At 62.3% G+C, this 10,745-nt stretch carries 14 protein-coding genes and 1 pseudogene; 7 read left to right on the top strand and 8 right to left on the bottom strand.

Features of this window, described 5'->3' with window-relative positions; translation table 11 throughout:
• Positions 1–3 precede the first annotated feature (3 nt).
• On the bottom strand, positions 4–882 hold the full coding sequence (locus tag Q322_RS20945; RefSeq protein WP_051668477.1) for an N-acetylglucosamine kinase: 879 nt from the start codon (positions 880–882) through the stop codon (positions 4–6).
• Complete coding sequence (locus Q322_RS0111680) at positions 879–1,559, bottom strand: N-acetylmannosamine-6-phosphate 2-epimerase (protein ID WP_029478090.1); 681 nt, start codon at positions 1,557–1,559, stop codon at positions 879–881. Before Q322_RS0111680 ends, Q322_RS20945 begins: the two co-directional genes overlap by 4 nt.
• A gap of 96 nt (positions 1,560–1,655) precedes the next feature.
• Between Q322_RS0111680 and Q322_RS0111685 the strand changes: the two genes are divergently transcribed.
• The 5 genes from Q322_RS0111685 to Q322_RS0111700 all read left to right on the top strand — a co-directional run bounded on the left by Q322_RS0111685 (position 1,656) and on the right by Q322_RS0111700 (position 4,592).
• Positions 1,656–2,126, top strand: a complete 471-nt coding sequence (locus Q322_RS0111685) for an EVE domain-containing protein (protein WP_029478091.1) — start codon at positions 1,656–1,658, stop codon at positions 2,124–2,126.
• A gap of 53 nt (positions 2,127–2,179) precedes the next feature.
• Positions 2,180–2,302: a hypothetical protein gene (locus Q322_RS24805; protein ID WP_281173647.1), complete on the top strand. Its 123-nt coding sequence runs from the start codon at positions 2,180–2,182 to the stop codon at positions 2,300–2,302.
• A 197-nt stretch (positions 2,303–2,499) separates the two neighbouring features.
• Entirely contained in the window at positions 2,500–3,444 is a 945-nt protein-coding gene (locus Q322_RS0111690; protein WP_211248895.1) for a leucine-rich repeat domain-containing protein, read from the top strand.
• 46 nt (positions 3,445–3,490) lie between these two features.
• Positions 3,491–4,117: a 1-acyl-sn-glycerol-3-phosphate acyltransferase gene (locus tag Q322_RS0111695; protein ID WP_029478093.1), complete on the top strand. Its 627-nt coding sequence runs from the start codon at positions 3,491–3,493 to the stop codon at positions 4,115–4,117.
• Between the two features lie 28 nt (positions 4,118–4,145).
• Complete coding sequence (locus Q322_RS0111700; protein ID WP_211248896.1) at positions 4,146–4,592, top strand: GNAT family N-acetyltransferase; 447 nt, start codon at positions 4,146–4,148, stop codon at positions 4,590–4,592.
• Positions 4,593–4,727: 135 nt separating this feature from the next.
• Here the strand turns inward: Q322_RS0111700 and nrdR are convergent, their stop codons facing one another.
• From nrdR to Q322_RS0111730, 6 genes are all read right to left on the bottom strand, one after another.
• A complete protein-coding gene (nrdR, locus tag Q322_RS0111705; RefSeq protein ID WP_029478095.1) occupies positions 4,728–5,180 on the bottom strand; it encodes a transcriptional regulator NrdR in 453 nt (150 codons plus the stop codon).
• Positions 5,181–5,190: 10 nt separating this feature from the next.
• Positions 5,191–5,931, bottom strand: a complete 741-nt coding sequence (locus tag Q322_RS0111710; RefSeq protein WP_051668481.1) for an SDR family NAD(P)-dependent oxidoreductase — start codon at positions 5,929–5,931, stop codon at positions 5,191–5,193.
• A 30-nt stretch (positions 5,932–5,961) separates the two neighbouring features.
• Complete coding sequence (locus Q322_RS0111715) at positions 5,962–6,168, bottom strand: hypothetical protein (RefSeq protein ID WP_029478097.1); 207 nt, start codon at positions 6,166–6,168, stop codon at positions 5,962–5,964.
• 93 nt (positions 6,169–6,261) lie between these two features.
• Positions 6,262–6,972: a heme exporter protein CcmB gene (locus Q322_RS0111720; RefSeq protein ID WP_029478098.1), complete on the bottom strand. Its 711-nt coding sequence runs from the start codon at positions 6,970–6,972 to the stop codon at positions 6,262–6,264.
• A 120-nt stretch (positions 6,973–7,092) separates the two neighbouring features.
• Positions 7,093–7,755 (bottom strand): heme ABC exporter ATP-binding protein CcmA, encoded by a 663-nt coding sequence (gene ccmA / locus Q322_RS0111725; RefSeq protein WP_245593236.1) that lies wholly within the window; start codon positions 7,753–7,755, stop codon positions 7,093–7,095.
• An 8-nt stretch (positions 7,756–7,763) separates the two neighbouring features.
• Positions 7,764–8,447, bottom strand: a complete 684-nt coding sequence (locus tag Q322_RS0111730) for a cytochrome c biogenesis CcdA family protein (RefSeq protein ID WP_029478100.1) — start codon at positions 8,445–8,447, stop codon at positions 7,764–7,766.
• Positions 8,448–8,659: 212 nt separating this feature from the next.
• On the opposite strand from Q322_RS0111730, the gene Q322_RS22470 reads away from it, so the two are divergent.
• Both Q322_RS22470 and Q322_RS23370 read left to right on the top strand, forming a co-directional pair.
• Entirely contained in the window at positions 8,660–10,135 is a 1,476-nt protein-coding gene (locus tag Q322_RS22470) for a hypothetical protein (protein ID WP_084147958.1), read from the top strand.
• Positions 10,136–10,465: 330 nt separating this feature from the next.
• Positions 10,466–10,745: pseudogene (locus tag Q322_RS23370) on the top strand (IS630 family transposase); the annotation flags it as partial.

Raw genomic sequence — 10,745 nt, forward strand, 5'->3', positions numbered from 1 at the left:
TTTTTAATCTGCCAGCGCCAGCGCCAGCGCCCCCAGCAGCGGCGAGACCGTGGGAGCAAGGCGCACGCCAGACCCGGCAAACTGCGCGCAAAAGGCCGCCCTGACCAGCGGGTTGAAACTGCCGCCGCACAGCGCGAGTTCACGGCCTCCGCTGCGGTCCAGGACCACCCGGCCCAGCCGCGCCAGTTCCTCCCCGGCGCGGCGCTGGATGTACTGCGCGCGTGGATCGCCCTCCACCGCAGCGGCGTACACGGCGGGCGCGAGGCGGGCCAGCGCGGCGCGGCCCTCACCGTAAATGTGGGCGCGGATGTCCGGCCAGTGCTGGGAACCGATCACCCCGTACAGCTTGGAGGCGAGAAGGCCCTGACCCTGCCCCTCATCCAGGTCCCGCAAAACCGCCTTCAGGCCCTGCCGCCCCTGCCAGAAGGCCCCGCCCGCGTCGTCGATGAGATAACCGTGGCCGCCCGCGCGCACCGTCCCGCCCACCGCCGTGCGGTGGTAGGCCATGCTGCCGGTTCCGGCATAGACAAGCGTGCCGCCGCCAGTGGGAAAATGCGCGGCGTAGGCCAGGTGCAGATCGTCGGTGACGAACAACGCGGTCTGGGGCAGATGAAACGTACCGGACAGCATTTCGATGATCGTCGGAATGTAATCGGTCTGAAGACCAGTGACGCCCACCACCACTGCTGAAGGCGGCGCAGGAACGGCGGCGCGAATCTCCGCCAACCCTTCGGCCAGGCGCTGACGGGCTTCAGGGGTGTACAGGTGGCCGGACAGCGGCGCGTAGACACCGCTGGCCGTGACCTCTCCCCCCGCGAACAGCACCCACTTGCTGCTGCTCGCGCCCATGTCGATGCCCAGAATCACGCGGTCAACACTCACGGGCGGTCCGGCACCGCCCCGGCAAAGGTGCGGGTGATCTCGCGCGGATTGGTAATCGCCGTGCCGACGACGACGGCGTGCGCGCCTGCGTCAAAGGCGGCGGCGACGTGCGCCGGGGTGCTGAAGCGGCCCTCGGCCACCACGGGCACATCCGGGAACTGTTGAACAAACTGGGCCAGCAGGTCCAGATTCGGCACGCCCCGGTGTTCGGCCTGTGTACCGGGGGTGTAGCCGTGCAGCGTGGTGGCCAGGGCGTCCACACCGCACTCCGCCGCGCGCACAGCGTCTTCCAGCGTGGCCAGGTCCGCCAGCACGCCCACACCCGCCCCGTGGGCCGCCGCAACCAGCTCACGCAGCTCGGTTTCAGCGCGGGCCAGCGTGGCGTCCAGGGCCACCCAATCTGCGCCCACCGCCGCCAGCGCGGTCACGTCCAAAACCTCCGGCGTGATGTACACCCCGTCCGCGCGCCCGTCGCGCTTGATCAGGCCAATCACGGGCAGAGGAACAGCCTTATGGATGGCCGCCACGTCTGCCAGCCCCTCGGCACGGATGGCCACCGCGCCGCCCTGCCAGGCCGCCTGCGCCACCGCCACCATGAAGGCGGGACCGTGCAGCGGATTGTCGGCTCGGGCCTGGCAGGACACGATCAGGCCGCGTGGCAGGGGTGGGGGCGTCATCGTGGGGCATTGTTTCATGAAGTCTGCGCTCGGGCTGAACCTGAATGGACGGCGGCGCGCAGGATCTGCCTTCCCTTCCCGCTTTACCCTGATCCCATGTCCCACTGGCTCCTGAAATCCGAACCCGATGTCTTCGGCTACCCCGATCTGGAACGCGTGGGCCGCGAACCCTGGAACGGCGTCCGCAACTACCAGGCGCGCAATTTTCTGCGGCAGATGGCGGTGGGTGACCCCTGCCTCTTCTACCACTCGCGCAGCAAGACGCCGGGCATCGCGGGCGTGGCGCGGGTCACGCGGGCCGCGTACCCGGACGATCTGCAATTCGACCCGGCCAACGCGTATTTCGATGCAACTTCTGACCCGCAGCAGCCGCGCTGGAGCATGGTGGAGGTACAGGCCGTGCGCGCCTTTCCAGAGGTGTTGACGCTGGAAGCCGTCCGCGCCCTGCCCCAGTGGGGGACTTCGCCGCTGACCCGCAAAGGCAGCCGCCTGAGCGTGCTGCCCGTGACGGCGGAGCAGTTCGGGGCAGCGCTGACGGCGGCGGGGCTGGATGCAAATTCACTTTGAGCCGCTCAGCATAACGCACCTGCCCACGCTGACGCGCTGGTTACAGCAGCCCCATGTCCACACCTTCTGGGACGACGGCCTGGGACGACGGCGAGCGGGATATGAAGACGGTGCGGGCGCATTATTTTCAGGCCGGGCGGGATGTTCCCGGCTTCATCTTCAGCGGGAATGGGTGACGGCAGGGCATGATTTCTTCGCGTGGGCGTCCAGCGAGGGCGAAACCTGGGCGTTGGATTTGTTGACCGGCGAGGCAGGGCTGATCGGAGCAGGACTGGCCTCATGACCACAAGGGCCGGAGCGCCCGTCCATGCGGGTGCAGGTCAGGGAGCGGCGGGACTGAACACCTGACACAGATTCCGCCCTATCGTGGGACGTGACCTTTTTTGCAAGCGCCGTACATCAGCAGCCTGGCGGGATGCGCGGCCCGGCCCTGCTGGAGCAGCTACTGGCGCACCCAGACGCGGTTCCCGGCGCGGTCAATCTGGACGGCTGCGGTCTGGCGGAGCTGCCAGCGGTGATCGGCGGCAGACTGGACCTTCAGCGGCTCAGCGCCTACGACAACGCGCTGGAAAATTTGCCCGACTGGCTGTGGAATTTGCGCGACTTGCGGGTTCTGAATCTGTCGGCGAACCGCCTGACCGCCTTGCCCGCCGGGCTGGGCGAGCTGAAGCGGCTGGAGATGCTGGACCTGGGCCACAACGCGCTGGCCGAATTGCCCGATTCGGTGGGCGGCCTGCGGGACCTGCGCTTTGTGTACCTTAGCAACAACCGCCTGACCAGGTTGCCCGAGTCGCTCCGCCATCTGCAAGCCTTGAATTACCTGAACGTCACGGACAATCCGCTGGGAGAATTGCCCCAATGGCTGGGCAACCTGAGCAGCCTGCAAGAGCTGCGCGCCTACAACACGGCCCTGACCGTCCTGCCCGCCAGCGTGGGCGATCTGCCTGCGCTCCGCGAGTTGCACCTGATGAACAACGACCTGACCACCTTGCCACAAGAACTAACACAGTGTTCTGGCCTGCGCGAACTGGATCTTCAGAACAATGCGCTGACGTCCCTGCCCGAAAGCGTCGGACGGCTGCGGGCACTGACCCGGCTGAATCTGCGTTTCAACGAATTGAGCGGGCTGCCGGACTCGCTGGCTGAGTTGAGTGAGTTACGCTTTCTAGACCTGCGGGCCAATCGCCTGACCGCCTTGCCGGAGGAACTGGCCGCGCTGCCCCGGCTGGAAAAGCTGGACCTGCGCTGGAACAGCCTGACGACGCTTCCGGCGGCTTTTGAACGGCTCCGCGCACGCGGTTGCCTGATTCACCTCTAGAGCCGGGCGCGAGTTTCGACAGACCCGTCGCCCGTATACTCGCCGCGTGTCTGTGACCTGGCAGGGCCGCCCGCACACGCTGGGTTCGCGCGTGTCGCTCTTCGTGTTGCGCCGGGCAGGCTGGACGCCGCTGCTGGAGCCGCCGCCGATGGGAGGCATGAAATTCGTGACCGCCGCCGCGCCGCACACCAGCAACCTGGACTTCTGGCCGGGGCTGTTCTGGAAATGGGCCACCCGCATTCCGCTGCACTGGGTGGGCAAACGCGAGCTGTTCAGCTTCCCGCAGGGCGTCTTTATGCGGGCGGTGGGCGGCATTGCCCTGGACCGCCGCCGCGCCGGGGGCAACTTCGTGGACGCGGTGGTTTCAGTGATCGAGCGCGAGGCAGAAATCGTGCTGCTCGTCGCGCCGGAGGGCAGCCGGGGGCGGGCGGAGTACTGGAAGACCGGCTTTTATTACATGGCCCTGAAAGCGGGCGTGCCGATTGCCGTGACCGCGCTGGACTGGGGGCACAAGCGCCTCGGCATCATCGGCTACGTGCAGCCCACGGGTGATGTGAAGGCCGACTTCGCCAAGATCGCCGCCCTGCTGAAAGACGTGCGGGGCCGCATCCCCGAGAACGAGACGCCCATCATCCCCCGCCCCGACGAAACCGATCTGCCCACCCCGGCCTGAACTGGCTCTGCCGTCCAGAATGACCGCCATGACGTTCCAACTGACCTCTGGCGAAATGCCCGAACTGGAAGAACTCCTGCACCTTTACGCCTCGGTGAACTGGCCAGCCTACACCCGTGACCCGCAAGCACTGACCCGCGCCTTCCAGAACTCCGATTTTGTGTGGACCGCCCGCAATGAAAGCGGCCAACTCGTCGGTCTGGTGCGGGGCCTGAGCGACGCCGTGAGCGTCCTGTTCGTGCAGGACCTTCTGGTGGGGCCGGACTGGCAGCATCGGCGCGCGGCCCACGCCCCGGCGCAGGCCGTGCTGGACCGCCACCCCCACGTCATGCAGACGGCGCTGCTGACCGACGACGGGCCAGCGCAACTGGCCTTTTACGAATCCCTGGGTTTCGGGAACACTCAAACTCTCGGCCTGAACGCCTTTTACCGCACAAGTATGCAGCCGGTATCCCCAAAGATTCCCAGTAAATGACGTCTCAGTGCGGAAATTCTGGCCCGATGTATAAATTTGACAAGCGCTGCATCTGGCGCTATATTATTTCTATCACCGTCCGAGAGGGCGGGTTTTTTATTGCCTGTTCTGTTTGTGCCCGCTCAGTTCCGCCGGTTACCCCTCATCCCGGTCCTTCAGGCCCCGGATTTCCTCGATAAAGCGTTCCAGACTGTCGAAGTCGCGGTAGACGCTGGCGAAGCGGATGTAGGCCACGTCGTCCAGCGGGCGTAGAAAGGTCATGGCGCGCTTGCCGATTTCCTCGCTGGCGATCTCGGCAGCCCCCACCTCATCCTCGAAGCCGTAGGCGAAGGCGCGCAGGGCCTCAGGCTGCACCGGACGTTTCTCGGTGGCCAGGCTCAGGCCGCGCAGCAGCTTGTCGGGATTGAAGGCCTCGCGCGGTCCGCTGCGCTTGACCACCATCAGGGGTTCGAGCTGGGCGCGCTCATAGGTGGTAAAGCGCCGGGCGCAGTTCAGGCACTCGCGGCGGCGGCGAATGCTGGCCCCATCGTCGCTGGGGCGCGAGTTGACCACCTTGGAATCGGGGGCCGAGCAATAGGGGCACTTCATGGGCAGGCGCTCACAGCGCGTTCAGCACGGCGGTCACTTCGGGCAGGCGGATTTTTGGCGCGGGAGGCAGCGGCACGTCGATCACATTGCCGCGCAGGTGGCCCATGCGGGGGGAAGCCAGGGCCAGCACGGCGTCGGCCAGCGGGCGGTCCAGCGCCTCGTCGCCGCTGCTGGCGCGCGAGGGCAGCAGCATGTTCAGGCGCAGGTCCTCGTCCGAGGCCGCCTCCACCAGCCCGCGAATCGCGCCGCGCTGCGGGTGGGCCTGCAACCCCGGCTCATCGCCGTGCGGGCCGATGATGGTCAGCCAGGTGCCGGGCAGACGGCGGCCCAGAATCTGCGCGATGGCGACGCTGCTCTTCACGTTGCTGTTGAACAGCTCCATCCACTCGTTCTCGCTGAGCAGCGTGAAACTGGCGTGCGTGCGCTTGTCGGCCAGATGCACGATGCCGTGCAGCGCGCCGAAGATTTCCAGGATGCGGGTCTGGGCGCTCAGCCAGTCCAGCGGCACGCTCACGTCGGCCTTGACGGGAATGGCGTGGCCGCCGGAACGCTCCAGCACGCTGGCCTGCGCCGCCAGAGATTCGCTGTTGTTGCCGATCAGCACCACGCTGGCCCCCAGCCGCGCCAGCGCCGCGCTGACCGCCTTGCCATAGCCCGCATCGGCCCCGGTCACCGCGATTACCTGCCCGGCCAGCACCGCACCAAAGGGCAAGGGTTCGCGGGCCTGGGGGAAAGAGCTTGGGTCCGTCATGCGGTCCAGCATAGCGCCCTGGCCGTGGGCCTACCCGGCCTGGGGCAGCGGCCTGAGCGCCTCCAGAGGTGGATCGCCCGCGCGGTGGCCCTTGCCGCAGGCGTGGCACCAGTACGCCTGATCGCCGTCGCGCAGATCGTGCAGGGTCAGGGGCAGGGCGCAGTCCGGGCAGACGTGAACGTATCCGCGTCCGCTGGCCGGATACGGATCGGCTCCGTTACGTAATTGACGCTTCATATTCTGATGATAGCAGAGTGGCAGATGCTGTCAATTCGTAACGTCCCGGCCTGAACGCCCGGCAGGACGGGCCAAACGCAGGGAGGGCCGGCCCTAGCCCTCCACCGCATACGGAAACAGCAGCGTCGCCAGAATGATCGTGCCCAGGTCAAAAGCGCTCAGGAAGATGATCCAGGGCCACAACTCTGGCAGTGGCAGCCCTTCCAGCAGGCCGGAGGTAGCGCGCACGGTGGCAATCACCACCGGCACCAGAATGGGAAAGGCCAGCGCGGGCAGCAGCGCCTCGCGGGCGCGCAGGCTGACCGTGATCGAGCCGTAAAAGGTTGTCCCCGCCGCGAAGCCCAGCACGCCCAGCGCCGTGACCAGCGCCAGCAGGGGCCACGGCGTCGGCGCGCACTCGCGGCCCGGCGCACAGTCCGCGCCCGCCGCGCCGAACAGCAGCAGCCCCGCCGGCAGCGTGAACGCCGCCACCAGCAGCAGCGGCCCCAGCACGCCCAGCAGCTTGCCCAGATACAGCGCCCCGTGCGGCCCCGGATACAGGGTGAGTTGCTCCAGCGCCCCGGCCTCCTGCTCCTGCGCGAAGGCCCGCTGCGCGCCCACGGCGGCGGCCAGGGCCAGCGCCGTCCAGACTGCACCGGAGGCCACCCCCGCCGTCTGGGAGGGCGTGCGCCCGGTATTCCCGCCCAGCGCCAGCCCCAGCACCAGCAGCACCAGCCCGGCAAAAAAGGCGGTGGCCAGCAGCGTGTCGCGCGTGCGCCCGGCGACGCGCAGGTCTTTGGCGGCGAGGTGAAAGATGGTGTTCATGGGTGGGCCTGGGGGGAGTGGGAGGCGTGCATCTTTTTGGAAGTGACGGCCTGCCTCGTGGCCCCCTCACCCCGTTGCTTCGCAACGCCCCTCTCCCACAGGGGTAGAGGGGTCAACGTTCTATTCCTCATGCAGCACCCCAGCCGCCAGCCGCAGCGCACGCGGGGCCACCTGCCGCGCCAGTTCCGGCTCGTGGGCGGCGATCAACAAAGTTCCGCCCCCGGCGCGCAGTTCGCCCAGCATCTCCAGCACGAGCTGACGGCCTGCCGTGTCCAGATTGGCAAAGGGTTCGTCCACCAGCGTGACCGGGCGGGCCAGCAAATGCGCGCGGGCCAGCGCCAGGCGTTTTCGCATACCCGCTGAGAGGAAACGCACGCGGCGGTTGCTGGCAGCCTCCAGCGTCACGCGCCGCAACGCCGCCGCCACATCCCCTATCTGGCCGTGCATCTTCAATGCAAATTCCAGATTCTCGGCGCAGCTCAGGTCCGGGTACAGTCCGGCGTCCACCGGCATCAGGTGGATGTAATCGCGCACGGCCCGCGAGTCGCGCAGGTCAAAGCCCATCACCCGCCCCTCGCCGCGCGTGGGCCGCAGCCCGGAGGCCAGCAGGCGCAGCAGCGTGGTCTTCCCTGCCCCGTTCTCGCCCAGCAGCGTGATCCCCTCACCCGCCGTGACATCCAGATTCACGCCGCGCAGGATGACATCGCGCCCCAGCCGCAGCCACAGGTCACGCAGTTGTAGGGCTGGAAGGGTGGCAGACGAAGGGGCCAGGGTTGGATTCAAGGCCTCCGCTACATTTGCAGCCACGCGGGCGTCACCTCGTAGAAGAAGGTAGCCAGACGTGTGAATTGCCCGGTCAGCATCAGCACGCCCACCAGCACCAGCACGCCGCCGCCCACCTTCTCGAAGATTCCGGCGTAGCGGTTCAATCGGCGCAGGTTAAAACGGTCCCACAGCAGCGCGGCAAGCAGGAACGGCACGGCCAGACCCAGCGTGTAGGCGCTGAGGAGCAGCACGCCGCTGCTCAGGCTAGCGCTGCTGGCGGCCAGCCCCAGAATGCTGCCCAGCGCCGGACCCAGGCAGGGACTCCAGCCGAAAGCGAACGCCGCGCCCAGGGCCACCGGGCCGTAGCCACCCGCATCGGCCAGGGTGCGGGTGTCGCGCATCAAAAAGGGCAGGCGGATCACGCCCAGCATCACCAGGCCAAAGAAAATGATCAGGACTGCGGCGATCTGGCCCAGCAGGTACTTGTGCGGGGCGATCAGCGCGCCCAGGCTGCTGGCGGTGGCCCCCAGCGCGATGAACACCAGGCCGAAGCCCGCAATGAAGCCCAGCGCCCGCAGCAATGGCACGCGCGCCCCGCCGATCACGCCCAGGTAACTGGGGACCAGCGGCAGCACGCAGGGGCTGAGAAACGAGATCAGCCCCGCCAGAAACGCCACCGTCAGGGTGGGAGAGCCAGTGGGGAGGGTCATGGGGCGAGTCTAGCGGCTGCGGCGAAAAAGAGAGGGGGCAGGCGTCCTTTTGGGGGAGCGGATGTACCCGAACTACGATCAGCAGACCATCCTGGGCCGCTTCGCGCCCAAGCCGCCAGCATTGATGAATAAGCAGAATCGGGGTGGAGGGATGTAGGCGTGATCTGTTAGTTTCCAATTGAATTGTCGGTCATCGTAAGATAACATAATCCATGACTCAGACGCCCACAATTTATTTCTCTGATTTTTTCGATGTAGATCGTATGAAATTAGAGAGATACGGTGCGTTGGACATATCACTTATTAGTGATCTTCCATTGTTTCTTGACCCCTTTCTCCTTTTTGGTAGCCAAAAGGAAGAATATAAGCTCCTGCATTCCGAAATAATTAAATACATCATTTTTTTACGCGATAAAGCTAAGTCGGGCCAGCTTACTCCCGGCTTAGTCTCCGCTTGGTTTACTTTTCCTGAAGAAAAGGGCAATTGGTTTGGTTATAGCGAGACTGGCAATAGAGGGCATGGTTTGGGTGCCAAGTTTGCTAATGCGTTGACAAATAGTTTAGAAAAAGTATTCGTCAACTTTGGAGAAGAGAAGATTACCGAAAGTGGACATTTTGAAAAACTCGGTTTAATAAAATCTGGCGTTGGCAGGGACAACATCAGTGATTTAACAACGAACCTAATAAAGAAGTTTCTTCTTAAATATACTGAAAAATTTGCAAAAGATAATATTTCTCCTGAGTTTTTACAGGATATTGCTGTGGATAAAGTCTATTTTGATTATGATTGCGAGAGATGGATGGGCAAAATATACACTCTACCAATTTATGCTGGAGAGTATCTTATACTGACACCTAAAGATATGCTCACTAAAGACGAGATATGGATAAACAGGAACGATCTGAGCAGTAGGTTTAAAACTATCATAAATAGCATTCCCGATACGTCGCTTAGAGATCAGCTTAATAACTATCTCGCTAAAGCTCTAAGCTCTCAAGATGCTAAATTTCGCCGCGAACAGGAGAGGAGAGCAATAGATGAGATAATAGAATCTCACCCAGAAATTTTGGATTACTATTTAAAAGATAGAGAGGAAAATAAAGATGATGCCAAATCTTTTAGCGAATCAAAAGTAGATTTTGTAAAACGACTATTTATCGATAATGTAATCGAAATGGTGACTTATTTACGCGAGAAGACAGAATTCTATGATCTGGAAGCTGACTCATATGATGCAGCTTACAAGAGAGTTATATATCTGAAAGATTTTATCGAAAAGCACGATGGTTGGCGGTTATTTTACGATGGCCAAGAGCCTATCGGCTCTGAGGCCAACTTGCAGTTGATATACCGTCTCACATGGTACGCGACAGGTTTTGACGTTAATAGAGAGGTTAACAATGGCAGAGGACCTGTAGACTATGCCGTCTCAAAAGGAAGAGCAAACAAGTCTTTAGTTGAGTTCAAGCTAGCCAGTAATTCTAAACTGGAACAGAATCTAGCGAATCAAGTAAAAGTCTACGAGGAAGCAAATGGTACTAAAAAGAGTATGAAGGCTATAATGTATTACAAAGAGTCAGAGCTAGAGAGATTGATCAAAATAATCAATAGATTGGATTTGCAAGACGATAAGAGTATAGTAATAATTGACGCAACCCCCAAGCAGTCTGCATCAAATGTAAAATAATCGTAACTACTCAGCGCATAAATCGCCTCAGTTTGATAATAAACTGACTTAATTTTGAGGTATGATTTTGGAAAACCGCGCCCCTGAGAAGAATTGAGAGTGACTAATCTGCTAAAGACATATTCGGCGAGGGATTTTTGTCGTGTTCATCGTGTTGAGTAGTTACAAATAATCACATATAGTGGCGCTCTTCAAATATGACTGGTTGTTGACACAATATGAAAATGCTCGTCCCTATCTTAAACAGCCCTCTCCTCCTGCAACCCTGCGCCATATTTCTCTACCCCGTTTATTGATCACGGCGTAAATACAGCCTGATACTCTAATGGCATGGCCGAATGGCAACCTTCACGGTATTCCCGCGCCCAGCTTGAGGAACGCCGACTGGCCGCTGCCGAATGGCTTCAACGCGGCACCCAGACGCACCGCGAGATTGCCGAACATTTTGGCGTGTCTGTCCTCACCGTCACCACTTGGAGCGCCCGGCTCAAAAAGATCGGCACGCTGCAGGCCACCGTCGCTCCAGGACGTCCATCACGTCTGACCTCCAGCCAACTCGAGCAGCTTCGCACCCTCCTGCGGGAGGGTGCGCCGCAGCATGGCTTTCCCG

The sequence above is a fragment of the Deinococcus frigens DSM 12807 genome (assembly GCF_000701425.1).
GTDB lineage: Bacteria > Deinococcota > Deinococci > Deinococcales > Deinococcaceae > Deinococcus > Deinococcus frigens.